Origin of the sequence: Streptomyces chlorus, assembly GCF_042655885.1 — a bacterium.
In the GTDB taxonomy this organism is placed as follows: domain Bacteria; phylum Actinomycetota; class Actinomycetes; order Streptomycetales; family Streptomycetaceae; genus Streptomyces; species Streptomyces chlorus.
On record NZ_JBHSOA010000018.1, the window covers coordinates 170,459 to 195,264 of the forward strand.

Annotated in this window: 27 protein-coding genes; 25 read left to right on the plus strand and 2 right to left on the minus strand. The window is 70.7% G+C overall.

Annotated elements, in window-relative coordinates; genetic code table 11:
* Nucleotides 1–6 precede the first annotated feature (6 nt).
* The 14 genes from rimM to ACFPZI_RS10640 all read left to right on the plus strand — a co-directional run bounded on the left by rimM (nt 7) and on the right by ACFPZI_RS10640 (nt 11,710).
* Entirely contained in the window at nt 7–615 is a 609-nt protein-coding gene (rimM, locus tag ACFPZI_RS10575) for a ribosome maturation factor RimM (RefSeq protein ID WP_381361299.1), read from the plus strand.
* The gene (trmD, locus tag ACFPZI_RS10580; RefSeq protein ID WP_381361302.1) at nt 615–1,448 is read left to right on the plus strand and encodes a tRNA (guanosine(37)-N1)-methyltransferase TrmD; all 834 of its coding nucleotides are present in this window, start codon (nt 615–617) and stop codon (nt 1,446–1,448) included. Before rimM ends, trmD begins: the two co-directional genes overlap by 1 nt.
* A 131-nt stretch (nt 1,449–1,579) precedes the next feature.
* On the plus strand, nt 1,580–1,930 hold the full coding sequence (gene rplS, locus ACFPZI_RS10585; RefSeq protein ID WP_381361304.1) for a 50S ribosomal protein L19: 351 nt from the start codon (nt 1,580–1,582) through the stop codon (nt 1,928–1,930).
* Nucleotides 1,931–1,963: 33 nt separating this feature from the next.
* On the plus strand, nt 1,964–2,716 hold the full coding sequence (gene lepB / locus ACFPZI_RS10590; protein ID WP_381361306.1) for a signal peptidase I: 753 nt from the start codon (nt 1,964–1,966) through the stop codon (nt 2,714–2,716).
* The gene (gene lepB, locus ACFPZI_RS10595; RefSeq protein WP_381361309.1) at nt 2,709–3,803 is read left to right on the plus strand and encodes a signal peptidase I; all 1,095 of its coding nucleotides are present in this window, start codon (nt 2,709–2,711) and stop codon (nt 3,801–3,803) included. The genes lepB (ACFPZI_RS10590) and lepB (ACFPZI_RS10595) overlap by 8 nt, the downstream gene beginning before the upstream one ends.
* On the plus strand, nt 3,691–4,683 hold the full coding sequence (lepB, locus tag ACFPZI_RS10600) for a signal peptidase I (RefSeq protein ID WP_381361312.1): 993 nt from the start codon (nt 3,691–3,693) through the stop codon (nt 4,681–4,683). The genes lepB (ACFPZI_RS10595) and lepB (ACFPZI_RS10600) overlap by 113 nt, the downstream gene beginning before the upstream one ends.
* 77 nt (nt 4,684–4,760) lie before the next feature.
* The gene (gene lepB / locus ACFPZI_RS10605) at nt 4,761–5,546 is read left to right on the plus strand and encodes a signal peptidase I (RefSeq protein ID WP_381361315.1); all 786 of its coding nucleotides are present in this window, start codon (nt 4,761–4,763) and stop codon (nt 5,544–5,546) included.
* Nucleotides 5,536–6,090: an NUDIX hydrolase gene (locus ACFPZI_RS10610; RefSeq protein WP_381361318.1), complete on the plus strand. Its 555-nt coding sequence runs from the start codon at nt 5,536–5,538 to the stop codon at nt 6,088–6,090. Before lepB (ACFPZI_RS10605) ends, ACFPZI_RS10610 begins: the two co-directional genes overlap by 11 nt.
* Before the next feature lie 114 nt (nt 6,091–6,204).
* Complete coding sequence (locus ACFPZI_RS10615) at nt 6,205–6,513, plus strand: DUF2469 domain-containing protein (protein WP_003965949.1); 309 nt, start codon at nt 6,205–6,207, stop codon at nt 6,511–6,513.
* Nucleotides 6,514–6,613: 100 nt separating this feature from the next.
* Nucleotides 6,614–7,018, plus strand: a complete 405-nt coding sequence (locus tag ACFPZI_RS10620; protein WP_381361323.1) for a YraN family protein — start codon at nt 6,614–6,616, stop codon at nt 7,016–7,018.
* A 1-nt stretch (nt 7,019) separates the two neighbouring features.
* A complete protein-coding gene (locus ACFPZI_RS10625) occupies nt 7,020–8,645 on the plus strand; it encodes a YifB family Mg chelatase-like AAA ATPase (RefSeq protein WP_381361326.1) in 1,626 nt (541 codons plus the stop codon).
* A complete protein-coding gene (gene dprA, locus ACFPZI_RS10630) occupies nt 8,642–9,829 on the plus strand; it encodes a DNA-processing protein DprA (protein ID WP_381361329.1) in 1,188 nt (395 codons plus the stop codon). The genes ACFPZI_RS10625 and dprA overlap by 4 nt, the downstream gene beginning before the upstream one ends.
* Before the next feature lie 334 nt (nt 9,830–10,163).
* Nucleotides 10,164–11,006, plus strand: coding sequence for an RNA polymerase sigma factor WhiG (gene whiG, locus ACFPZI_RS10635; protein WP_381361332.1), 843 nt, complete (start codon nt 10,164–10,166; stop codon nt 11,004–11,006).
* Between the two features lie 146 nt (nt 11,007–11,152).
* Nucleotides 11,153–11,710: a TetR/AcrR family transcriptional regulator gene (locus ACFPZI_RS10640; protein ID WP_381361474.1), complete on the plus strand. Its 558-nt coding sequence runs from the start codon at nt 11,153–11,155 to the stop codon at nt 11,708–11,710.
* A 48-nt stretch (nt 11,711–11,758) separates the two neighbouring features.
* Here ACFPZI_RS10640 and ACFPZI_RS10645 read toward each other — a convergent pair whose 3' ends face one another.
* Entirely contained in the window at nt 11,759–12,457 is a 699-nt protein-coding gene (locus ACFPZI_RS10645) for a peptidoglycan DD-metalloendopeptidase family protein (protein WP_381361334.1), read from the minus strand.
* Nucleotides 12,458–12,736: 279 nt separating this feature from the next.
* Here ACFPZI_RS10645 and rpsB point away from each other — a divergent pair, with 279 nt between their 5' ends.
* From rpsB to ACFPZI_RS10700, 11 genes are all read left to right on the plus strand, one after another.
* The gene (gene rpsB, locus ACFPZI_RS10650; protein ID WP_381361336.1) at nt 12,737–13,711 is read left to right on the plus strand and encodes a 30S ribosomal protein S2; all 975 of its coding nucleotides are present in this window, start codon (nt 12,737–12,739) and stop codon (nt 13,709–13,711) included.
* Nucleotides 13,712–13,913: 202 nt separating this feature from the next.
* Nucleotides 13,914–14,750 carry a translation elongation factor Ts gene (gene tsf / locus ACFPZI_RS10655; protein WP_381361339.1) on the plus strand — a complete coding sequence of 279 codons (837 nt, stop codon included), beginning with the start codon at nt 13,914–13,916 and terminating at the stop codon, nt 14,748–14,750.
* 189 nt (nt 14,751–14,939) lie between these two features.
* Nucleotides 14,940–15,695, plus strand: coding sequence for a UMP kinase (pyrH, locus tag ACFPZI_RS10660; protein WP_381361341.1), 756 nt, complete (start codon nt 14,940–14,942; stop codon nt 15,693–15,695).
* Between the two features lie 181 nt (nt 15,696–15,876).
* Nucleotides 15,877–16,434: a ribosome recycling factor gene (frr, locus tag ACFPZI_RS10665; protein WP_381361344.1), complete on the plus strand. Its 558-nt coding sequence runs from the start codon at nt 15,877–15,879 to the stop codon at nt 16,432–16,434.
* Nucleotides 16,434–17,561: a phosphatidate cytidylyltransferase gene (locus ACFPZI_RS10670; RefSeq protein WP_381361347.1), complete on the plus strand. Its 1,128-nt coding sequence runs from the start codon at nt 16,434–16,436 to the stop codon at nt 17,559–17,561. Before frr ends, ACFPZI_RS10670 begins: the two co-directional genes overlap by 1 nt.
* A gap of 83 nt (nt 17,562–17,644) precedes the next feature.
* Nucleotides 17,645–17,821, plus strand: coding sequence for a hypothetical protein (locus tag ACFPZI_RS10675; RefSeq protein ID WP_381361349.1), 177 nt, complete (start codon nt 17,645–17,647; stop codon nt 17,819–17,821).
* A gap of 43 nt (nt 17,822–17,864) precedes the next feature.
* Nucleotides 17,865–18,971: a dual-specificity RNA methyltransferase RlmN gene (rlmN, locus tag ACFPZI_RS10680; protein WP_381361352.1), complete on the plus strand. Its 1,107-nt coding sequence runs from the start codon at nt 17,865–17,867 to the stop codon at nt 18,969–18,971.
* Nucleotides 18,972–19,209: 238 nt separating this feature from the next.
* Nucleotides 19,210–20,298: a thiamine ABC transporter substrate-binding protein gene (locus ACFPZI_RS10685; protein WP_381361355.1), complete on the plus strand. Its 1,089-nt coding sequence runs from the start codon at nt 19,210–19,212 to the stop codon at nt 20,296–20,298.
* Entirely contained in the window at nt 20,274–21,947 is a 1,674-nt protein-coding gene (locus ACFPZI_RS10690; protein WP_381361358.1) for an ABC transporter permease, read from the plus strand. The genes ACFPZI_RS10685 and ACFPZI_RS10690 overlap by 25 nt, the downstream gene beginning before the upstream one ends.
* The gene (locus ACFPZI_RS10695; RefSeq protein ID WP_381361361.1) at nt 21,948–22,973 is read left to right on the plus strand and encodes an ABC transporter ATP-binding protein; all 1,026 of its coding nucleotides are present in this window, start codon (nt 21,948–21,950) and stop codon (nt 22,971–22,973) included.
* Nucleotides 22,974–22,997: 24 nt separating this feature from the next.
* Nucleotides 22,998–23,795 carry a maleylpyruvate isomerase family mycothiol-dependent enzyme gene (locus ACFPZI_RS10700; protein ID WP_381361364.1) on the plus strand — a complete coding sequence of 266 codons (798 nt, stop codon included), beginning with the start codon at nt 22,998–23,000 and terminating at the stop codon, nt 23,793–23,795.
* A gap of 83 nt (nt 23,796–23,878) precedes the next feature.
* Here the strand turns inward: ACFPZI_RS10700 and ACFPZI_RS10705 are convergent, their stop codons facing one another.
* Complete coding sequence (locus ACFPZI_RS10705) at nt 23,879–24,613, minus strand: LAETG motif-containing sortase-dependent surface protein (protein WP_381361365.1); 735 nt, start codon at nt 24,611–24,613, stop codon at nt 23,879–23,881.
* Nucleotides 24,614–24,806 lie beyond the last annotated feature (193 nt).

Genomic DNA, 24,806 nt, shown 5'->3' on the forward strand with positions numbered 1-24,806 from the left:
AGCACAGTGCAGCTGGTAGTCGCTCGCATCGGCCGTGCCCACGGCATCAAGGGCGAGGTCACCGTGGAGGTCCGCACCGACGAGCCGGAGCTGAGGCTCGGGCCCGGTGCCGTCCTGGCCACCGATCCCGCCTCCGCCGGACCGCTCACCATCGAGACCGGCCGGGTGCACAGCGGCCGCCTCCTGCTGCGCTTCGAGGGCGTCCGCGACCGCACCGGCGCCGAGGCGCTGCGCAACACCCTCCTCATCGCCGAGATCGACCCGGACGAGCAACCCGAGGGCGAGGACGAGTACTACGACCACCAGCTGATCGACCTCGACATCGTCACCCGGGACGGGCAGCCGGTGGGCCGGATCACCGAGATCGCCCACCTGCCGACGCAGGACCTCTTCGTGGTGGAGCGCCCCGACGGCAGCGAGGTGCTCGTGCCGTTCGTGGAGCAGATCGTCACCGAGATCGACCTCGAGGAACAACGCGCGGTCATCGACCCGCCGCCGGGCCTCATCGACGACCGGTCCGCCCGCGACGAAGTCGCTGATGGACACGGCGCCTCATCGCGGGACGAGACCGCTGTCGCGCCGGACGAGACCGCTGCCTCACGGGACGAGGTGTGATGCGGCTCGACGTCGTCACCATCTTCCCCGAGTACCTCGAACCGCTGAACGTCTCCCTCGTCGGCAAGGCACGCGCGCGTGGACAGCTGAACGTCCAGGTGCACGACCTCCGCTCCTGGACCCACGACCGGCACAACACCGTCGACGACACCCCGTACGGCGGCGGCCCCGGCATGGTCATGAAGACCGAGCCGTGGGGCGAGGCGCTCGACGAGATCCTGGCGGACGGCTACGAGGCCGGCGCGCACGTGCCCGCCCTGATCGTCCCCACCCCCAGCGGCCGCCCCTTCACCCAGGAACTCGCCGTCCACCTCTCCGAGCGCCCCTGGCTGATCTTCACCCCGGCCCGCTACGAGGGCATCGACCGGCGCGTCGTCGACGAGTACGCGACCCGCATGCCGGTGTACGAGGTATCCATCGGCGACTACGTCCTGGCCGGCGGCGAGGCGGCCGTCCTCGTCGTCACCGAGGCCGTGGCCCGGCTGCTGCCCGGTGTCCTGGGCAACGCCGAGTCCCACCGGGACGACTCCTTCGCCCCGGGCGCCATGGCCGGCCTCCTGGAAGGCCCCGTCCACACCAAGCCGCCCCTCTGGCGCGGCCGGGGAATTCCCGAGGTGCTGCTCAGCGGCCACCATGGGAAGATCGCCCGCTGGCGGCGCGACGAGGCGCTGAGGCGCACCACGGCCAACCGGCCCGACCTCATCGAGCGCTGTGAGCCCAAGGCCTTCGACAAGAAGGACCGCGAGATGCTCTCCATCCTGGGCTGGGAGCCGGACCCGGCCGGGGAGCCGTACGGCCGATTTTGGCGCAGGACCGGTGCCGTGGAAGAATAGGCCGCTGTTGTGCGTCGTCCGGCGTGCGCCCCTGCCGCAGGGGGACACGACGTCCGCCCCGAACCGCACACCCCGATCCGAACCCCTATTGCCGTTGATGACCTGCGGCATCAACGAAGAAAGCAGACGAAATGTCTCACCTGCTCGACTCCGTCGACTCCGCGTCGCTGCGCAGCGACCTCCCGAACTTCCGTCCCGGTGACACCGTCAACGTCCACGTGCGCGTCATCGAGGGCAGCCGCTCCCGTGTGCAGCAGTTCAAGGGCGTGGTGGTCCGCCGCCAGGGTGCCGGCGTGCGCGAGACCTTCACGGTCCGCAAGGTCTCCTTCTCCGTCGGCGTCGAGCGCACCTTCCCGGTGCACACCCCGATCGTCGAGAAGATCGAGCTCGTCACCAAGGGCGACGTCCGCCGTGCCAAGCTGTACTACCTGCGTGAGCTGCGCGGCAAGGCGGCGAAGATCAAGGAGAAGCGCGAGAACTGAGCGCTTCCCGAGGCCGGATAACATCTGGCCTCGATGGACACCGAAGCACAGTCGACGGAGCGCGACCGCTCCCCCCACCCGGCCGGACCCGAGGACACCTCGGGGGCCCCGGGCCCGGAGGGACGGTCGCGTTCCGCGTTGGCAGGGCACCTCGCGGGATGGCTCCCCGGGGGGCGGGTCACCGCGGCCCTGCTCCTCGTGCTGCTGCTCCTGCTGGCGCTCAGTACCTTCGTGGTCCGGCCGTTCCAGATCCCCAGCGGATCGATGGAGCCCGCGTTGAGGGCCGGGGACCGTGTTCTCGTACTCAAGTTGGCATACCGTTTTGGTGCCGGTCCGCAGCGCGGCGACATGGTTGTGTTCGACGGCACCGGGTATTTCGGGGACGCCGACTACATCAAGCGCGTTGTCGGTGTGGGCGGGGACCACGTGGTCTGCTGCGACAAGGACGGGAGGATCCGGGTGAACGGCCGGTCGGTCGACGAGTCGGGTTTCCTGTTCCCCGGCGAGAGCGCCTCCACGGTGCCCTTCGACGTCGTCGTCCCCGAGAAGCGCCTGTTCGTCCTCGGCGACCACCGCGGCTCCTCCAGCGACTCCCGTGACCATCTCGGTTCGCCCGGCGGCGGCATGATCCCGGTGAGCAGGGTGATCGGCCGAGCCGACTGGATCGTCTCGCCCTTCGGCCGCGCCACCCGGCTGCACCGCCCCGACGCCTACGCGCGCGTGCCGGCTCCGGTGCCGACCGACCGGGCGAACGCGGCGCACCCGGGGGAGGGGCCCCATGGGTAACCGCGGCAAACCCCGCGGCGTCCCGGCGAGCGCCGCGGACAACCTGCTGCCCACCGGCGCGCGCCGCGCGGTGAGCGCGTCGAGCGGACGCAGCCGGGCCGACCGGCGCAAGCTTCAGCGGAAGGTCAAGCGGCGCCGTCGGCACGGCGCGGTCAAGGAGATACCGCTGCTCATCGGGGTTGCCGTCCTGATAGCGCTGGTACTGAAGACGTTCCTCGTCCAGGCCTTCGTCATCCCGTCCGGCTCCATGGAGCAGACGATCCAGGTCGGTGACCGTGTCCTGGTGGACAAGCTGACCCCGTGGTTCGGCTCCAAGCCGCAGCGTGGGGACGTCGTCGTGTTCAAGGACCCCGGCGGCTGGCTGCGGGACGAGCAGCCCACCCCCCAGGAGGAGGACCCGGTCGGCATCAAGCAGGTCAAGGCCGGACTCACCTTCATCGGCCTGCTGCCTTCGGAGAACGAGAAGGACCTCATCAAGCGGGTCGTGGGGGTCGGTGGCGACCAGGTCCAGTGCTGCGACACGCAGGGACGGGTCACCGTCAACGGGGTGCCCCTGGAGGAGGGTGACTACCTCTTCCCGGGGAACGCCCCGTCCACGACGCCGTTCGACGTCACCGTGCCCCAGGGGCGCCTGTGGGTGATGGGCGATCACCGGTCCAACTCCGCCGACTCCCGTGCCCACCAGGACACCGACTACGGCGGCACCGTCTCCGAGGAGGAGGTGGTGGGCCGGGCCATGGTCATCGCCTGGCCGTTCGGTCACTGGAACATGCTGGACGAACCGACGGCTTACGCGTCCGTGTCGGACTCGACGCCAGGGTCGACCGCTGCCGCCCAGCTGTCGCATAGGGTTGCCCCGGATGATTCGAACGGAATGATTCAGCTCCCGAGCCCTGCGGAACTCCCGCTCGTTATGGGAGTGGTGGGCCTGCGCCGCGTATGGGGCAGGCGGTGGCACGGAGTGAGGAGCTGGCGTGGGGGATGTGGCGGTTGGCGCACGGTCCGGAGCCGACGGCGAGGAGTACCGCGGGCGTCCCGCGGAGCCCTTCGTCCCGGTCGAGGACGGCGCCGTGACCTTCGGGAGTGACTTCCCGGCGGCAGGAGAGGGAAGAGTGGCGGACGACCGGTCGGAGAGCGGCGGCCGAGGGCCGGACGAGCCGCCCCGCGAGCAGAAGAAACCACGCTCCTTCTGGAAGGAGCTGCCCATCCTGGTCGGTATCGCGCTGGTCCTGGCGCTGCTGATCAAGACGTTTCTGCTGCAGGCGTTCTCCATCCCGTCGGACTCGATGCAGAACACCCTGCAGCAGGGTGACCGTGTCCTGGTCGACAAGCTCACCCCCTGGTTCGGCTCCGAGCCCGAGCGCGGCGAGGTCGTGGTCTTCCACGACCCGGACAAATGGCTGGCGGGCGAGCCCACGCCCGACGCGAACCCGCTGCAGAAGGTCCTCAGCTGGATCGGTCTGATGCCGTCCGCGGAGGAGAAGGACCTGATCAAGCGGGTCATCGGGGTCGGCGGCGACGTCGTCGAGTGCAAGGGCACCGGCCCGCTGACGGTCAACGGCGTCGCCCTGAACGAGGCGGACTACGTCTACCCGGGCAACACCCCGTGCAGCCAGGACGACCAGGGCGGCCAGTTCAAGGTCGAGGTCCCCGAGGGCAAGCTCTGGGTCATGGGCGACCACCGGCAGAACTCCCGGGACTCCCGCTACAACCGGGCCGACAAGAACAACGGCATGGTCCCGGTGAGCGACGTCGTCGGCCGTGCCGTCGTCATCGCCTGGCCGGTCGGCCGCTGGGACATGCTCGAGGTCCCGGACACCTTCGACCAGCCGGCGCTGGGTACGCAGGCATCGGCATCCGCGGCGCTGACGGTGGCACCCCAGGGAATCGCGCTCGTAGGTGCGGTGCCGCTGGTGCTGTGGCGGCGCAGGTGGGACCGTCGGCGCGAGGACGGGCCCAAGGCCTGAGCGCGGCGGGCGGCCGCGAGGTGATTGCCCGAAGGAGGGGCTGACCCGGTCCGGTACTGCCGGGTAGGGTGCCGCCCATGACTGGCCAGAGCACGACACGTACGGCTTCGCGGGGCGGCGGTGCGGGCCGGGGCCCGGCGGGCAGTCGGACCGGGCAGCGACTGTCCTCACTGACCGTGGCGCTGGGCCTGGTGCTGTTCCTTGGCGGGTTCGTCTGGGGAGCGCTGGTGTACCTGCCGTACACCGTGCCCACCCCCTCGATGGCGCCGACGATCGGTCCCGGTGACCGGGTGCTGGCCCAGCGCGTCGAGGGCGGCGACGTCCGTCGCGGCGACGTCGTGGTCTTCAAGGACGACAACTGGGCAAACGTACCGGTCGTCAAACGGGTGGTCGCCGTCGGCGGGGACACCGTCTCCACCGGACAGGACGGCAAGCTGAAGGTCAACGGTACGGAGATCGACGAGCCGTATCTCTCCGAGGACGAGGCGACCGGGCTGGGCGCCTTCCCGGAAGTGACCGTGCCGAAGGGCCGCCTGTTCCTGCTCGGTGACGAGCGAAGCGGCTCACTGGACTCGACCTCCCATCTCACCGACACCGCGAACGGCACCGTCTCCCGCGAGGCGGTCGAGGCCCGGGTCGACGCGGTGGTCTGGCCCATGGACGGCATGCTGAAGGCCCCGACAGGCTTCGAGAAGCTCGGCGAACTCTCCGCGCCGGGGCCGCTGCCGACGGTCGTCGCCGTGGTCATCGGCGGTGCCGTGCTCATTCTCGGCGGGGCCGCGTACGGTCCGCTCGCCCAGCGGGCCGGCGCCTCCCGGGCCCGTAGTGCGGACGCGGGAGCGAGGGTGGGCAGTGCCCGCTGAGACGGCCCACGCCACCGGCGATTCCTACGAGGGCCAGAGCCAGGGCCAGGGCCAGAGCGAGGGCGGGCTGCGCAGGGTCGCCCGCGTCGTCCTGCTGGACCCGAGGGGTCGCATCCTGCTGCTGCACGGCCATGAGCCGGACGACCCCGCCGACGACTGGTGGTTCACACCCGGCGGCGGCGTGGAGGGTGACGAGACCCGTGAACAGGCGGCGCTGCGGGAGCTCGCGGAGGAGACCGGCATCACGGAGGTGGAGCTGGGACCCGTGCTGTGGCGGCGGACGTGCTCCTTCCCGTTCGCGGGCCGCCGCTGGGACCAGGACGAGTGGTACTACCTCGCCCGCACCACCAGGACGGCCACCGGGGCCACGGCGCTGACCGAGCTGGAGCGGCGCAGTGTCACCGGAGCACGCTGGTGGACATGCCCGGAACTGGCTCGGGCCCATGAGACGGTGTACCCGACGAGACTCGCCGAGCTGCTGCGCACCCTGCTCGACGAGGGTCCCCCGGCCGGACCCGTGACCCTGGACACCGAGATCGTCTAGCCGCAGGCCCCGGGGGCCGTCCGGCGGCGTCCGGCGGGTCGGCCCGGTTCGGGGACGGCGGCCCCCGGGACTGGCGCACAATGGTGGGATCGCACAGGTGAAGGGGAACATGCCATGAGCGCCGAGGACCTCGAGAAGTACGAGACCGAGATGGAGCTGAAGCTCTACCGGGAGTACCGCGACGTCGTCGGTCTGTTCAAATACGTGATCGAGACCGAGCGCCGCTTCTATCTGACCAACGACTACGAGATGCAGGTGCACTCGGTCCAGGGCGAGGTGTTCTTCGAGGTGTCCATGGCGGATGCCTGGGTCTGGGACATGTACCGGCCGGCCAGGTTCGTGAAGCAGGTGCGCGTCCTGACATTCAAGGACGTGAACATCGAGGAGCTCAACAAGAGCGACCTGGAGCTCCCGGGCGGGTGACCTGAGGTTCCCGGCGGGGACATGATGCACCCCGGCGGATGACGGAGTTTTCCACAACCGCCGGGTTTTCCACCAAGATCCACTCCGGATGGCCGGCTGCGTGACGGTTGGCGCCGGAGGTGGTGCCGACATGAACCCACAACAGCAGGCACGCAGCGCACTCGGCAGGTACGGCGAGGCGCTGGCCGCGCGGCGGCTGGCGCAAGCCGGAATGACGGTCCTGGAGCGCAACTGGCGCTGCGGCAGGACCGGCGAGATCGACATCGTGGCCAGGGACGGCGACGTCCTCGTCGTCTGCGAGGTGAAGACCCGCAGGGCCACGTCCTTCCAGCACCCCATGGAGGCGGTCACCCCCGCCAAGACGGATCGCCTGCGGGGCCTGGCGCAACGCTGGCTCCAGGAGCACGGGGGAGCACCGCCCGGCGGCGTCCGCATCGACCTGGTCGGCGTCCTGCTGCCGAAGCGTGGCGCGCCCCAGGTGGAGCATGTCCGGGGGGTGGCCTGAGATGGGGTTCGCCCGTACGTGCTCGGTGGCGCTGGTCGGCGTCGAGGGCGTGGTCGTGGAGGTCCAGGCCGACCTGGAACCGGGAGTGGCGGCGTTCACACTGGTGGGGCTGCCGGACAAGAGCCTGACGGAGAGCCGCGACCGGGTCAGGGCAGCGGTCGTCAACTCCGGGGCGGAATGGCCGCAGAAGAAACTCACCGTGGGCCTCAGCCCGGCGTCGGTGCCGAAGGCCGGCAGCGGTTTCGACCTCGCCGTCGCCAGCGCCGTCCTGGGCGCCGCAGAGCGGATCGACCCGCGGGTGCTCGCCGACCTCGTGATGATCGGCGAGCTGGGACTGGACGGCAGGGTGCGGCCGGTCCGGGGCACGCTGCCCGCGGTCGTCGCGGCGGCCGACGCCGGGTACGAGCAGGTCGTGGTGCCCGAGTGCGCCGCCGCCGAGGCCTCGCTGGTGCCGGGCGTGTCTGTGCTGGGCGTCCGCAGCCTGCGCCAGCTGATCGCCTTCCTCACCGACGAGCCGGTGCCAGAGGAGGAACCAGCCCACCAGGGGCGGCCCGATCCGCTCCTCGCCGGACTGCGGATGCCCGGCACCGGCGCGGCCACCGGCATGCACAGCACCGGCGCGGCACAGTACGACACCGGCCACGACCTCGCGGACGTCGTCGGTCAACTCCCGGCGCGGACCGGGGTGGAGGTGGCGGCGGCCGGCGGACACCACCTTTTCCTCGAGGGGCCGCCAGGAGCGGGCAAGACCATGCTCGCGGAGCGGCTGCCCTCGCTCCTGCCCCCGCTCGACCGGCAGGATTCCCTGGAGGTCACCGCCGTGCACTCGGTGGCCGGCCTGCTGCCCCCGGACAAGCCCTTGATCGACACCGCCCCCTACTGTGCCCCGCACCACTCGGCCACCATGCAGGCGCTCGTCGGCGGCGGCCCCGGTATGGCCCGCCCCGGAGCCGTGTCGCTCGCGCACCGGGGTGTGCTCTTTCTGGACGAGACCCCCGAGTTCGGCAGCCACGCCCTGGATGCCCTGCGCCAGCCGCTGGAGGCCGGGCACGTCGTCATCGCACGCAGCTCGGGCGTGGTGCGCTTCCCAGCGAGGTTCCTCATGGTGCTCGCCGCCAACCCCTGTCCCTGCGGCCGCTTCTCGCCGAAGGACACCCTGTGCGAGTGCCCGCCCTCGTCGATCCGCCGTTACCAGTCCCGGCTGTCCGGCCCGCTGCTCGACCGGGTCGACCTGCGGGTCGAGGCCGAACGCGTCACCCGCGCCGAACTGACCGCCGACGGAGCCTGTGGCGAGTCCACCGCCACGGTCGCCGACCGGGTGCGCGCGGCCCGGGAACGTGCGGCGAGGCGGCTCGCGGGCACCCCGTGGCGCATCAACAGCGACATCCCCGGGCGGGAGCTGCGCAACCGCTGGCACGCGGCACCCGGCGCGATGGACGACGCCGAGCGGAGCCTGGAGCGAGGCGTGCTCAGCGCGCGCGGACTCGACCGGGTGCTGCGGGTCGCGTGGACGGTCGCCGACCTGGTCGGCCGCGACCGGCCCGACGCCAGGGACGTCGCCCTCGCACTGCACCTGCGCACCGGCGTCCCGCGCGGGGTGCCCATGGCGATCGGGGCACTGACATGAGCGGCGCCGCCGAGTCCGCCGCCGAGTCCGCCACCGGGCCCGTGGACGGCGAACTCCTTGCCCGGATCTTTCTCACGCGCGTCGTCGAACCAGGAGACGAGACCGCTGGGCGGTGGGTACGGGAGCTGGGCGCGCGGGAGGTGGCGGCACGGCTGCGGGCAGGGGGCGAGCCGTTGCCGGGGGCGAGCGGCCGGCGCTGGGCCGGGCTGCTGGCACGGGCCGAGCGGGCGGGCCCCGGCCGGGATCTCGCTGTCGCGCGGGGCGCCGGGGTGCGGTTCGTGTACCCCGGGACGGCCGAGTGGCCCCGGCAGCTCGACGACCTGGGGGACGGCCGGCCCCTCGGGCTGTGGGTGCGCGGCCCCGCCGATTTGCGGATGTGGGCGCTGCGCTCGGTCGCCGTCGTCGGCGCCCGCGCCTGCACCGAGTACGGCGCCCACATGGCGGCCACCCTCGCCGCCGAGCTCGCCGAGCGCGGCTGGGTCGTGGTCTCCGGCGGCGCCTACGGGGTCGACGGCGCCGCTCATCGCGGCGCGCTCGGCTCGGGCGGTGCCACCGTCGCCGTACTCGCCTGCGGCGTCGACCGGCCCTACCCGCGCGGACACACCGGACTCATCACCAGGATCGCGGAACAAGGTCTGGTCATCGGCGAGTTGCCGCCCGGCGATCACCCGACTCCGAGCAGGTTCATTCTCCGAAACCGGGTCATCGCCGCACTCACCCGGGGCACTGTGGTCGTCGAGGCCGCGCACCGCAGCGGCTCCCTGGTGACCGCCAGGGCGGCCGGGCACCTCGGACGTCACACGATGGGAGTACCGGGGCCGGCCACCAGCGGACGCTCGGCCGGGGTGCACGAACTGCTGAGGCAGGGGGCGGTACTGGTCACCGATGCCGCGGAGATCGTCGAACTGGTCGGGGACATGGGCGAACTGGCCCCGGAACGATGTGGGCCGGTGCTGCCCCGGGACCTGCTGCACCCCACCGCCCGCCAGGTCCTCGAGGCGCTGCCCGCGCGCGGCGCGGCCCTCGCCGACGGAATCGCGCGCGGCGCACGGACCACCCGGGACGACGCGATCGCGAGGCTGTACGAACTGCGAGCGCTTGGTTACGTCGAACGACACGGCGACGGTTGGAAGTTGACACGCCAGGCGGTGATCCCGGCCGACGATGGTTCCGGCGTGCCCTGACGGAGGGTGTTCGGCCGTCCGGGGGAACGGCTACATCCCTTGGAAAATACGTCAGTTGGAGCACCCAGGTGATCACACAGAGCGACGTGGTTCACCCGGTGGGGTGACGTGCGGGACGCCCTCGCACCCGACCCGACCCCACTTCCTCGCACACCGCGACCCCTTAGTCACGCTACGCTCACAAGCGTCCCGGCACGGAACGACGGCACGGAAGGGCGCCCGGCAGGCGATACCGCAGGCGATACGGACGGGCAGCGCAGACAGGCAGCTCGGCATCAGACAGACAGCTCACCCAGGCAGCACCAGTCCACTGCAGAACGGCACAAGGCGACGAATGCCCCAGCACACCTCCGGGTCCGACCGGGCGGCGATCCACCCAGCCGCCCGCGACGGTGGCAGCGTGCGGCCGCCCGCTCCCTCGACGCTCGACGAACTGTGGCGGTCGTACAAGGCGACGGGCGACGAGCGGCTGCGGGAGCAGCTGATCCTGCATTACTCGCCGTTGGTGAAGTACGTCGCGGGCCGGGTCAGCGTGGGGCTGCCGCCCAATGTCGACCAGGCGGACTTCGTCTCCTCCGGGGTGTTCGGGCTGATCGACGCGATCGAGAAGTTCGATGTCGACCGGGAGATCAAGTTCGAGACCTACGCGATCACCCGCATCAGGGGCGCGATGATCGACGAACTGCGGGCCCTGGACTGGATTCCGCGCTCGGTGAGGCAGAAGGCGCGCAAGGTCGAGCGGGCGTACGCGACGCTGGAGGCACGGCTCAGGCGTACGCCGACGGAGAGCGAGGTCGCCGGCGAGATGGGCATTGCCGTGGACGAGCTGCACGCGGTTTTCAGCCAGTTGTCGCTCGCCAACGTCGTCGCCCTGGAGGAGCTGCTGCACGCCGGGGGCGACGGCGGCGACCGGCTCAGCCTGATGGACACCCTGGAGGACACCGCCGCCGACAACCCGGTGGAAGTGGCCGAGGACCGGGAACTGCGACGGTTCCTGGCGCGGGCGATCAACACGCTCCCGGAACGGGAGAAGACCGTGGTCACGCTGTACTACTACGAGGGGCTCACCCTGGCCGAGATCGGCCATGTGCTGGGGGTCACCGAGAGCAGGGTCAGCCAGATCCACACCAAGTCCGTGCTCCAGCTCAGGGCGAAGCTGGCGAGCTTCCGGGGCTGAGCCGGCCGGCTCGACCTGCCGTCCGAGCCGGACGCCGGGCCCGTCGGTGAGATATGACCGTCCGACCTGCGGTTTCGTCCGGGGGACTCCCGCCTCGCGCGGCGCGTCCGTAAAGTGGTGGCGTGCCAAGGATTCGAGCGGCCTCCGTGGCCGAGCACCGGTCGATGCAACGCGCCGCCCTGCTGGACGCGGCACGCTCCCTGCTGTCCGAGGGCGGTACGGAGGCGCTGACCTTCCCCGCCCTCGCCGAGCGCACGGGCCTGGCGCGCTCGTCCGTCTACGAGTACTTCCGGTCCCGGGCGGCTGTCGTCGAGGAACTGTGCGAGGTCGACTTCCCGGTCTGGGCGGCCGAGGTGGAGACGGCGATGGCCGCGGCCGACGGAGCCGAGGCCAAGATCGAGGCGTACGTCCGCAAGCAGTTGGAACTGGTCGGGGACCGGCGTCACCGGGCCGTGGTGGCGATCTCCGCGAGTGAACTCGACGCGGGTGCCCGGGAGAAGATCCGCGCGGCACACGGCGGCCTCATCGCGATGATCGTCGAGGCCCTGGGCGAACTGGGTCACGACCAGCCCCGGCTCGCGGCGATGCTGCTCCAGGGTGTGGTCGACGCGGCGGTGCGCCGCATCGAACTCGGCGCCGCCGAACACCCGGAGACGATCACGGAGGCAGCGGTCGCCATGACCCTGCGCGGCGTCCAGCCCTGACGGCCGCCGCCTCGCCGCCCCGGCCTCTCCCGTCACCCGCCCGGCCGGTCACTCGGGTACCGGCAGGCCGAGGACCGGGAGGAGCCTCGGCGGGCCGTTGCGCAGGAGCCAGGGCGGGAGCAGGGCGAGCGGGTCGAGATAGACGTCCGCTCTGAGCAGGCCCCAGTGAAGGCAGGGGGCCGCGCAGTGAGGGCTTCTCGCAGGGTCCGCCGCCGCCACTGCGCCGATCACCTCGCCCGGTGCCACCTCGGCCCCTTTCTCCACCGACGGGACGACCGGCTCGTAGGTCGTACGCAGCGGCGGCGTCCCCGTGCCCGACAGCTCCACCGAGACGACGCCCCGCCCGGCCACCTGCGCGGCGAAGGAGACCCGGCCCGCCGCCACCGCCCGCACCGGCGTCCCCGGCGCCGCCGCCAGGTCCACTCCCCGGTGCCCGCGCCCGTACACGGTCTCCGGTGGTTCCCAGCCCCGCAGCACCCGGGGCCGTACCCCCACGGGCCAGACCCGTCCGACGGCCGGTACTCCGGCATCGACGTCCGGCGCCCCGGCACCGGGGGCGGGGGCCCCAGCCCCGGCACCGGGGGCCCCAGCCGCGTCCCCAGCCCCAGCCGGGTTCCCGGCGCCGGCCGTGAGCAGCGGCGGCAGTGCTGCCGGCAGTGACGGCGGCGGCGACAGCAGGGTCGTCGGTGTCAGGATCAGCAGGACGATCAGGCGTGCCCATGCCCTCGGAAATCGGCTCACTCGCATGCCGGAGAGCCTCCCCGGAATCCGTGATCACGGCCCGGACCTGTGGACCACCACCCGGTTGTGGACAACGGCGTCACCCAGTACCCCGCGGGTCCCGTACACTTCTGGTGGCGACTCGGGTCACCGGGTCGACTTCGCACGCCCCGACATCAGGACTGGTCACGGCCGCTCCCGGTGTCAGCGCCCCTCGGTCCTTCGTGGCAACGGCGCGTCGTGGGCGTCAGGCGCGGGAGCCGCCGGTTCCCGCGGCACAACCGAGAAAATCAAGGAGATGCGGCCATGGCCGTCGTCACGATGCGGGAGCTGCTGGAGAGCGGCGTCCACTTCGGTCACCAGACCCGTCGTTGGAACCCGAAGATGAAGCGCTTCATCTTCACGGAGCGCAACGGCATCTACATCATCGACCTGCTCCAGTCGCTGTCGTACATCGACCGCGCCTACGAGTTCGTCAAGGAGACCGTCGCCCACGGCGGCACGGTCATGTTCGTCGGTACGAAGAAGCAGGCGCAGGAGGCCATCGCGGAGCAGGCCACCCGCGTCGGCATGCCTTACGTCAACCAGCGCTGGCTGGGCGGCATGCTCACCAACTTCTCGACCGTCTACAAGCGTCTGCAGCGCCTCAAGGAGCTCGAGCAGATCGACTTCGAGGACGTGGCCGCCTCCGGCCTCACCAAGAAGGAGCTGCTGGTCCTCTCCCGCGAGAAGGTCAAGCTGGAGAAGACCCTCGGCGGTATCCGCGAGATGCAGAAGGTGCCCAGCGCCGTCTGGATCGTGGACACCAAGAAGGAGCACATCGCGGTCGGCGAGGCCCGGAAGCTCAACATCCCGGTCGTCGCCATCCTCGACACCAACTGCGACCCCGACGAGGTCGACTACAAGATCCCGGGCAACGACGACGCGATCCGCTCCGTCACCCTGCTCACCCGCGTGATCGCCGACGCGGTCGCCGAGGGCCTCATCTCCCGCTCCGGTGTCGCCACCGAGGGCAAGGGCGAGAAGGCCGCCGGCGAGCCTCTCGCCGCGTGGGAGCGCGACCTGCTCGAGGGTGAGAAGAAGGCCGACGAGACCCCGGCCGCCGCCGAGGCCGAGAAGCCCGCCGAGGCTCCCGAGGCCGAGGCCCCCGCCGCCGAGGCTCCCGAGGCCGAGGCCCCCGCCGCCGACGCCCCGGCCGCCGCCGAGGCCGAGGCCGAGAAGCCGGTCGAGGAGGCCCCCGCGGCCGACGCCGCCCCGGCCGCCGAGGCCGACCAGGCCTGAACTGCCCGTCAGTGCTGATGACGGCGGGAGCGAGTGACATGATCCCCCATTGCCTGAAGGGCATGGGAGGTTCCCCCACCGCTCCCGCCGTTCACCCGTAGGCGCGCGGCGCGTCACGGTTCCCCAGCTGGGACAGCTCACTGTGGACCGCAGACCCCGCAGATCTCCGATTCTCCAGACTTCGAGAAAGATTCACAGACTCATGGCGAACTACACCGCCGCCGACGTCAAGAAGCTCCGGGAGCTCACCGGCGCCGGCATGATGGACTGCAAGAAGGCGCTGGACGAGGCCGAGGGCAACGTCGAGAAGGCCGTCGAGGCGCTCCGTATCAAGGGCCAGAAGGGCGTCGCCAAGCGCGAGGGCCGCTCCGCCGAGAACGGCGCCGTGGTCTCGATCATCGCCGACGACAACTCCTCCGGCGTCCTCGTCGAGCTGAAGTGCGAGACGGACTTCGTCGCCAAGGGCGAGAAGTTCCAGGCCGTGGCCAACGCCATCGCCGAGCACGTCGCCGCGACCTCCCCGGCCGACATCGAGGCCCTGCTCGCCTCCGAGATCGAGGCCGGCAAGACCGTCCAGGCGTACGTCGACGAGGCCAACGCCAACCTGGGCGAGAAGATCGTCCTGGACCGCTTCGCCCAGTACACCGACGGCTACGTGTCGGCGTACATGCACCGCACGATGCCCGACCTGCCCCCGCAGATCGGTGTTCTCGTCGAGCTCGACAAGCCGAACGCCGAGGTCGCCAAGGGCGTCGCCCAGCACATCGCCGCGTTCGCGCCGAAGTACCTCTCCAAGGAGGACGTGCCGGCCGAGGTCGTCGAGACCGAGCGCCGCGTCGCCGAGGAGACCACCCGCGCGGAGGGCAAGCCCGAGGCCGCCCTGCCGAAGATCGTCGAGGGGCGCCTGGGCGGCTTCTTCAAGGAAGCCACGCTGCTGGGCCAGCCCTATGCGCTGGACAACAAGAAGTCCGTCCAGAAGGTTCTGGACGAGGCCGGTGTCACCCTGAAGCGCTTCGCGCGCATCAAGGTCGGCATCTGAGTCGTACCGCGACGGGCGTGCGACCCCTATAGGGTCGTCAGCAGTCGTTCGGACACGCCGTCACGCACGCGCGCGTGCCGGACGACAGCAGATCTGACGAGGAGGCCATTGCCGCATGGGATGCGTACCACACCCCACCGGCAGTGGCCTCCTTCGTATGTGCAACAGGTGAAAGAGGCGGGATCCCCGATGACCAAGGCTGAGAAGAGCGACGGCGGCACAGTGCACGGACGGTTTCTGCTGAAGCTGTCCGGAGAGGCCTTCTCCGGTGGCGGAGGCCTGGGCGTCGATCCCGACGTGGTGCACGCCGTCGCACGCGAGATCGCGGCGGTCGTCCGTGACGGCGCCGAGATCGCCATCGTCATCGGCGGCGGCAACTTCTTCCGCGGTGCCGAACTGCAGCAGCGCGGCATGGACCGGGCCCGCTCGGACTACATGGGCATGCTCGGCACCGTGATGAACTGCCTCGCGCTCCAGGACTTCCTGGAGAAGGAGGGCGTGGACTCCAGGGTCCAGACCGCCATCACCATGGGCCAGGTCGCGGAGCCCTACATCCCGCTGCGGGCCGTACGGCACCTGGAGAAGGGCCGCGTGGTCATCTTCGGCGCCGGCATGGGCATGCCGTACTTCTCCACCGACACCACCGCCGCCCAGCGCGCCCTGGAGATCGACGCCGAGGCCCTGCTGATGGGCAAGAACGGAGTGGACGGGGTCTACGACTCCGACCCGAAGACCAACCCCGACGCGGTGAAGTTCGACCACCTCGGGTACGGCGAGGTCATCACGCGTGATCTGAAGGTCGCCGACGCCACGGCCGTCACCCTGTGCCGCGACAACAAGCTCCCCATCGTCGTCTTCGAACTGCTGACGGAGGGCAATATCGCGCGCGCCGTCAAGGGTGAGAAGATCGGCACACTGGTGGGTGACCCGGCGGACCGGAAGTGACCGGACCACAAGCACCCGTCCGAGGGGCGACACCCCCGGGGGACGGATGGGACGGACCGGACCGGGGGATGGACAATGTCCCACTGGTCGGGAACCGTGCAGGAACAAGACGCGACGCAGCCGGCCGCCGCCCCGACAGGGAACCGCGGCCGGGCCTACTCAAGACACGCAGGAGCAAGTGGTGATCGAAGAGACCCTCCTCGAGGCCGAGGAGAAAATGGAGAAGGCCGTCGTGGTCGCCAAGGAGGACTTCGCCGCGATCCGCACCGGTCGTGCGCACCCGGCGATGTTCAACAAGATCGTGGCCGACTACTACGGCGCGCTGACCCCGATCAACCAGCTGGCCTCGTTCTCCGTGCCCGAGCCGCGCATGGCCGTGGTGACGCCGTTCGACAAGAGCGCACTGCGCAACATCGAGCAGGCCATCCGCGACTCCGACCTGGGCGTCAACCCGAGCAACGACGGCAACATCATCCGCGTGGTGTTCCCGGAGCTGACCGAGGAGCGCCGTCGCGACTTCATCAAGGTCGCCAAGGCCAAGGGCGAGGACGCCAAGGTCTCCATCCGCGCCGTGCGCCGCAAGGCCAAGGACGGCATCGACAAGATGATCAAGGATGGCGAGGTCGGCGAGGACGAGGGCCGCCGTGCGGAGAAGGAGCTCGACGACACCACCGCGAAGTATGTCGCCCAGGTGGACGAGCTCCTGAAGCACAAGGAAGCGGAACTGCTCGAGGTCTGATGAACGAATCTTCCTGGGGGGCGCCCCCGCAGGCCGGGTACTGGGGGCCGCCCGACCAGGGGCCCGACCAGGTAGCTGTCCCGGCGGGTCCCCCGTACGACGCGCACCACGCGCAGCAGACTCGTCCCATGCCGGTCGTGTCCGGCGCACCCGAACACGGCGGTGGTCAGGAGAGGGACCAGGCGGCTGCTCGGCCGAGCGGCCCCCTGGTCCGAGACGAGCCGACACGGGCGCGTCCCCGTCCCGGGGAGATGCCGCAGAATCCGGAGTCCATGTCCGACGTCCCGCAGCCGGTGCCCCCGCCGCAGAAGAAGAGCGCGGGGCGTGATCTGCGTGCCGCGATAGGGGTCGGTGTCGGGCTCTGCGCGCTGGTCGCCGTGTCGCTGTTCGTCGTCAAGGCCGTCTTCGTCGGCGTCGTCGCCGTCGCCATAGTGGTGGGCCTGCGGGAGCTGACCAAGCGGCTGGAGGAGCGCAAGGGCATCAAGGCGCCGTTCGTGCCGCTCGCGGTCGGCGGTACGGCCATGATCGTCTCCGGATACGCCTGGGGCAGTGACGGCGCGTGGATCGCGATGGCGTTCACCGCGCTGGCGGTGCTGGTCTGGCGGATGGCCAGGCCGCCCGAGAACTACCTCAGGGACGTCACGGCGGGGGTCTTCGCCGCGTTCTACGTGCCGTTCCTGGCGACCTTCGTGTCGATGATGCTGGCCGCGGACGACGGGCCCTGGCGGGTGCTGACGTTCATAGTGATCACGGTCGTCGCCGACACCGGTGCGTACGCCGTCGGCTGGCGCTTCGGCACGCACAAGCTCGCCCCGCGCATCAGTCCCGGCAAGACCCGCGAGGGCTTGCTGGGCGCGGTCGCCTTCGCCATGGTGGCGGGCGCGCTGTGCATGCAGTTCCTGATCGACGACGGCACCTGGTGGCAGGGGCTGCTGCTCGGACTCGCGGTCTCGGTCAGCGCCACCCTCGGCGACCTGGGCGAGTCCATGATCAAGCGGGACCTCGGCATCAAGGACATGGGCACCCTGCTGCCCGGTCACGGCGGCATCATGGACCGCCTGGACTCCCTGCTGCCGACGGCTCCGGTGGTGTGGCTGCTGCTGGTCCTGTTCGTCGGCTCCGGCTGACCCCTGCCCACGTGGCCGGACCGGGCCCCCGTCCCACTGTCGGACGGGGGCCCGACCGCTGTCCCGGTGGGTAAGGTCGCTCCATGGCGCGGGCGAGGCGGGGGGACGACGGCGGGTACTACGGTGACCTGCCCTGTCAATGGTGCGATGCGCTCCTCGACCAGAAGGGCCGCCGCAGGCCGCGCCGCTACTGCGGCCCCTGGCACCGCACCAAGGCCTACGTCACCGGGTTCTTCGTCGCCATCGCCGGCCTGTTCTGAGCCGCTCGGGGCACCCGTGTGGATCTGCGACACTGGTAGGGCCATGCCTAAGCCCGGAGAACTGACCTTTGTCGCGCCGCGCGGTTCCAAGAAGCCGCCGCGGCACCTTGCCGACCTCACGCCCGCCGAGCGCAAGGAAGCGGTCGCGGCGACCGGTGAGAAGCCGTTCCGTGCCAAGCAGCTCTCGCAGCACTACTTCGCGCGGTACGCGCACGATCCGGAGCAGTGGACCGACATTCCCGCCGGGTCCCGGGCCAAGCTGCGGGAGGCGCTGCTTCCCGAGCTGATGACGGTGGTCCGGCATATGTCCACCGACCAGGGCACCACCCGCAAGACGCTGTGGAAGATGTTCGACGGGACCCTCGTCGAGTCGGTGCTCATGCGGTACCCGGACCGGGTGACGATGTGCATCAGCTCGCAGGCGGGCTGTGGCATGAACTGCCCGTTCTGTGCGACCGGGCAGGCCGGTCTCGACCGGAACCTGTCCACCGCGGAGATCGTGCACCAGATCGTGGACGGGATGCGGTCGCTGCGGGACGGGGAGGTTCCCGGCGGACCGGCGCGGCTGAGCAACATCGTCTTCATGGGAATGGGCGAGCCGCTCGCCAACTACAACCGGGTCGTGGGCGCCATCCGCCGCCTGACCGACCCCGAGCCGGACGGCCTCGGGTTGTCCCAGCGCGGGATCACCGTGTCGACGGTCGGGCTCGTGCCGGCGATCAACCGGTTCTCCGACGAGGGCTTCAAGTGCCGCCTCGCCATCTCCCTGCACGCGCCCGACGACGAACTGCGCGACACCCTCGTCCCCGTGAACACGCGGTGGAAGGTGCGCGAGGTCCTGGACTCCGGGTTCGAGTACGCGGCCAGGTCCGGGCGGCGGCTGTCCATCGAGTACGCGCTGATCAGGGACATCAACGACCAGGCGTGGCGCGGTGACCGGCTCGGGCGGCTGCTCAAGGGCAGGCCCGTGCACGTCAACCTCATCCCGCTCAACCCGACGCCCGGCTCCAAGTGGACCGCCTCGCGGCCCGAGGACCAGAAGGCGTTCGTGGACGCGATCGCCGCGCACGGGGTGCCGGTGACCGTCCGGGACACCCGGGGGCAGGAGATCGACGGGGCCTGCGGTCAGCTCGCCGCGAGCGAGAGGTAGTCTGGCCGGCACAGGAGCAACAACTGCATACCGGATAACCACACGTTCATTTTCCGACAGGGGAGCGCCACAGCGCTGAGAGTGCGGCATCGGCCGCAGACCCTCCGAACCTCGCCCAGGTCATTCTGGGTAGGGAGATCGGTCATCACTCGAGCTGTTACGCCCTGCCCGGGACACCTGCGAGGGGCCCCGGGCAGGGCCGCGTCTCTTCCTGGTCACCCCCAGGAGGAAAAAACCGGTGAACATCACCAAGAAGGTCACGATCCTGGCCGTCGGGCTGGGCCTGGTCACACTGTCCGCCTGCGGTTCGTCCGACGGCGGAGGCGACGGCGGGAGCGACGCCGGGTCGAAGACCGTGACTCTCGTCAGCCACAACTCGTGGGCCGCGTCCAAGGACGTCGTCGCCGCCTTCGAGAAGGAGTCCGGCTACAAGCTCAGGGTCCTGGAGGACGGCGACGCCGGGCAGGCCGCCAACAAGGCGATCCTGACCAAGGACAACCCCCAGGGCGACGTCTTCTTCGGCGTCGACAACACCCTCCTCTCCCGCGCCCTCGACAACGGGCTGTTCCAGCCGTACGAGGCGAAGGGCTCCGATCTCGTCCTGCCGGAGTACCGCGTCGACGAGGACAAGCACCGGGTCACACCCGTGGACACCGGTGATGTCTGCGTCAACTACGACAAGGCGTGGTTCGACGAGCGGGGTCTCACCCCGCCGCGGACCTTCGACGACCTGATCGAACCCGAGTACAAGGATCTCCTCGTCACGGAGAACGCCTCCACCTCCTCGCCCGGCCTCGGCTTCCTGCTCGGCACCGCCGCGAAGTACGGCGACGAGGGCTGGCCGGACTACTGGAAGAAGCTCAAGGCCAACGGCGTGAAGGTGGTCGGCGGCTGGGAGCAGGCCTACAACGAGGAGTTCTCCGGCTCGGCCGGCGGCAAGCAGGCCAAGGGCGACCGGCCGCTGGTGGTGTCCTACGCCTCCTCGCCGCCCGCCGAGGTGATCTACGCCGACCCGAAGCCCAGGACCGCGCCCACCGGTGTCGCCGACGGCACCTGCTTCCGCCAGGTGGAGTACGCGGGGCTGCTCAGCAACGCGAAGAACCCCGAGGGTGGCAAGGCGCTGCTCGACTTCCTGCTCACCAAGGAGTTCCAGGACGACATGCCGCTGAACATGTTCGTCTACCCGGTGCGCGAGGGCGCCCAGGTGCCCGAGGACTTCGCGCGGTACGGTCCTCAGGCCGAGAAGCCCGAGACCATGGCCCCGGCGAAGATCGCCGACCACCGTGACCAGTGGGTCAAGTCGTGGACCTCGCTCGTACTGAAGTGAACCGAGCCGCGGCGAGGCGGCGCAAGGCCGCGGCGCGGCTCGGTCTGATGGCCGTGCCCGCCGCGTTCTTCGCCGTCTTCTTCGCCTACCCCGTCACCGCGATCGTCGCGCGGGGACTGGAGGCCGACGGGGTCTGGCAGCTCGGGCGGATCGGGGAGGTGCTGGCGCAGTCCGACGTCCGGCAGGTGCTGTGGTTCACCACCTGGCAGGCGCTGGTCTCCACCGTCCTCACCCTCCTGATCGCCCTGCCCGGCGCGTACGTCTTCGCCCGCTTCGACTTTCCCGGCAAGCAGTTGCTGCGGGCCGTGGTCACCGTCCCGTTCGTGCTGCCGATGGTCGTCGTCGGTACGGCGTTCATGGCGCTCGTGGGCCGCGGCGGGCTGCTCGACGAGCTGTGGGGTCTGCGGCTGGACACCACCGTGTGGGCGATTCTGCTGGCGCACGTCTTCTTCAACTACGCCGTCGTCGTACGGACCGTCGGCGGACTGTGGGGGCAGCTCGACCCGCGGCAGGAGGAGGCCGCGCGCATGCTCGGCGCCTCCCGGTTCACGGCCTGGCGGACCGTCACGCTGCCCGCGCTGGCGCCCGCCGTGGCCGCCGCCGCGCTGATGGTCTTCCTGTTCACCTTCACCTCGTTCGGTGTGGTGCAGATCCTCGGCGGGCCCACCTTCGCCACCCTGGAAGTGGAGATCTACCGGCAGACGTCGGAGATCTTCGACCTGTCCACCGCCGCCGTCCTGACGATGATCCAGTTCGTCGCGGTGGGCGCGATCCTCGCCCTGCACGCCTGGACCGTACGGCGGCGGGAGACCGCGCTGCGGCTGGTGGACGCCTCCGGGACCGCGCGGCGGCCGTACGGCGCCGGGCAGTGGGCGCTGCTCACCGGGGTCGTCGCCACCGTCGCCGTCCTGCTGCTCCTGCCGCTCGCGGTGCTGGTGGAACGATCCTTCGGCGACGCGGGCCTCGGCCACTACCGGGCGCTGACCCGCGACGACGGGGGCGTGTTCCTGGTCGCGCCGATCGAGGCGGTCGGCAACTCCCTGCGGTACGCGGCCCTGGCCACCGTCATCGCCGTGGTGATCGGAACCCTGGCATCCGTCGCGCTCACCCGGCGGGACGCGGGACGGCTGGTGCGGGGCTTCGACGCCCTGCTGATGCTGCCGCTCGGGGTGTCCGCCGTGACCGTCGGCTTCGGGTTCCTGATCGCCCTCGACGAGCCGCCCCTGGACCTGCGTTCCTCCTGGATCCTGGTGCCGCTCGCGCAGGCGCTGGTCGGTGTCCCCTTCGTCGTACGGACCATGCTGCCCGTGCTGCGGGCCGTGGACGTGCGGCTTCGGGAGGCGGCGGCGGTGCTCGGGGCATCGCCGTGGCGGGTGTGGCGGGAGGTGGACCTGCCGATGGTGCGACGGGCCGTACTCGTCGCGGCGGGGTTCGCCTTCGCCGTGTCGTTGGGGGAGTTCGGGGCAACGGTGTTCATCGCACGGCCGGACAACCCGACACTGCCGGTGGCCGTGGCACGGCTGCTGGGCCGGCCGGGGGAGCTCAACTACGGGCAGGCGATGGCCCTGTCGACGATTCTGATGATCGTGTGTGCGGTGGCGCTGCTGGTCCTCGAGCGGCTGCGGACCGACAGATCCGGGGAGTTCTAGATGCTGTTGAGTCTCGAGAGTGCCACCGTCCGCTTCGGCGGGCGAGCGGTGCTGGACACCGTGGATCTTCAGGTCGCCGAGCACGAGATCGTGTGCGTGCTCGGCCCCAGCGGCAGCGGCAAGTCCACGCTGCTGCGGGCGGTGGCCGGACTGCAGTCCCTCGACGCGGGGCGGATCTCGCTCGCCGGGCGCGACCAGGCTGGCGTGCCCGCGCACCGGCGCGGGGTCGGGCTGATGTTCCAGGACCACCAGTTGTTCCCACAGCGGGACGTGGGCGGCAACGTGGCCTTCGGGCTGCGGATGCACGGGGCGTCCCGCACCGAACAGGCCAGCCGGGTAAGGGAGTTGCTGGACCTCGTCGGGCTGCCCGGGGCGAGGGGGCGGGCCGTGGCCGCACTGTCCGGCGGAGAGCAGCAACGCGTCGCGCTGGCCCGCGCGCTGGCGCCCAGCCCTCGGCTGCTGATGCTCGACGAGCCGCTCGGCCAGCTCGACCGGTCGCTCCGGGAGCGGCTCGTCGTCGAACTGCGCGAGTTGTTCGGCCGGTTGGGCACCACCGTGCTCGCCGTGACGCACGACCAGGGTGAGGCGTTCGCCCTGGCCGACCGGGTCGTGGTGATGCGGGACGGGCGGATCGCCCAGTCCGGTACGCCCCTCGAGGTGTGGCAGCGCCCGACCGACGCGTTCGTGGCGCGCTTCCTCGGTTTCGAGAACGTGGCCGAGGCGACGATCACCGCGGATGTCGCGGTGACGCCCTGGGGCAAGATCCCGGTGCCGGCGGACGCCCCGCAGGGCACGCGCACCCTGCTGGTCCGGCCCGCCGGCGTCCGTCTGGTCCCGGACGGGGCGGACCTGCGCTGCACCGTGGCCGCGCGCACCTTCCGCGGCACCCATGTCGCCGTCCGCCTCCAGCCGGGGGACGGCGACGGGCCCCGCCTGGAGGCCGCCTGCGCCCTCCGGGCGGCACCGGAGGTCGGGGACGAGGTCGGGGTGGAGTTCGACGCGGCCGAAATCGTCGTGCTCGGGTAAGGGGGCCTGCCTAGAGTGAGCGGCATGACCTCACTCGCGCACGACCGCTACTGTGACGAAATCGCCGACCAGGTAGGCCGGTTGCGGTCCGTGGTGACCTCGGGGGCCGACCTGGACGGCACGGTGCCCACCACCCCGAAGTGGTCGCTGGAGGAGCTCGTCCGGCATGTCGGCGGCGCTCTGCGCTGGGCGGCGCTGATGGTGCGCACCCGGGCCGAGAAGGAGATTCCCGAGGAGCGCGTGCCGGGATTCGACGGGCCCGACGCGTGGGGCGAACCGGCCGCGCTGGACGCGTGGCTGGCCGAATCCGGTGAACTGCTCGTCGAGGCGCTGCGGGAAGCCGGGCCGGACGCCGGGGTGTGGAGCTGGGCCGGAATCTGCAACGCCGGGTTCTGGGCCCGCCGTATGACGCACGAGCTGACCGTCCACCGCGCGGACGCGGCCCTTGCCGCCGGGCTGCCCTACGAGGTCGCGCCCGATGTCGCCGCCGACGCGATCGACGAGTGGCTGGAGATCGTGCAATGGGCGCAGCGGACACTGCCGGAGGACACCGCGCGGGAGCTGCGCGGCCCGCATCGGAGCATCCATCTGCACGCCACCGACACCGTCCCGGAGGTGAACGCGGAATGGAGCATCGAGCTGACCGAGGAGGGTGTCTCCTGGCGCCGCGGCCACGTGAAGGCCACGGTCGCCCTCCGTGGCCCGCTCACCTCCGTGCTCCTCGCCTTCTACCGTCGGCTGCCGCTCGACGCACCCGAGGTGGAGGTGCTGGGCGAACGGGAGTTGCTGGAGTTCTGGCTGGAACGGGCGACGTTCGGGTGAGGTGAACCGCCGGGACGGAGGACCCCCGCAGAGCGATGGCCCGCCCCACCGGGGACGGGCCATCACCTCATGTCTTTGAGACGTCAGCTGTCGCTGCTCGCCCCACGACGGCGCATGCCGAAGAAGACCGCACCGCCACCGACGGCGACCAGGGCCGCCGCGATACCGGCGATCAGGCCGGTGTTGGAGTCGGCGCCGGTCTCGGCGAGGTTCGACTCACCGACGGCGGGCGACGGAGCGTTGTCCGAGGTGTCCGCCGGAGCGCTGCCCTCGGGCGCCGGCTCCGACTCCGAGGGAGTCGGCGTGCCGGGCTCGTCCTCGTCCTCGGCCGGGGTCGAGGCGGAGTCCGACGGCGTCGGAGCGGGCTCCGACGGAGCCGGGGTCTCCTCGTCTTCCTTGCAGGCCGTGGCCGGGGTGGTCAGGTTCGGCTTGATGTCCTCGTCCACGTAGGGCTTGGCCTTGACGTGGATGCGGTACTCGGCGTTGGGCTGCCAGTCCTCCTCGAAGGTGATGGTGACACCCTCGCGGGAACCCTTGACGACCTGCTCGCCGATCTTCTTCTCGTCGGCACCGTTGTTCTCCAGGAACACGGTGACGGTGGCGGGAACGCCCGCCGGGTCGACGTCGGTGACGGTGATGACACCCTTGTCACCGACGCACTTCGCCTCGGCCGAGAACTCGTTGATGTTGCAGGCGGCCGCGCTGCCGGCGAGACCGATGGTGAGTGCGGCCGACGCGGAGACGACACCGAGGGCGCGTACGGTGCGTGCGACGGTACGGCGCGAGGCCGTACGGCGTGATACGGACAGAACTGCCACGTTTGTCCTTTACGTGATATGCAAATGCGGGGGGTTGAGGGAGTGTTGATGAGGCATCAGCACTCCCATGAAGCTCCCAGGTCTATAAGCGCCGCATAAGTAGTGTCAACGCATATGCCGATAGCAGGCCAACGCTTTACTGTTTTGTTAGCTTTCCAGGCGTTTCAACGCTCCCGCACGGTGCCGGCGGCGC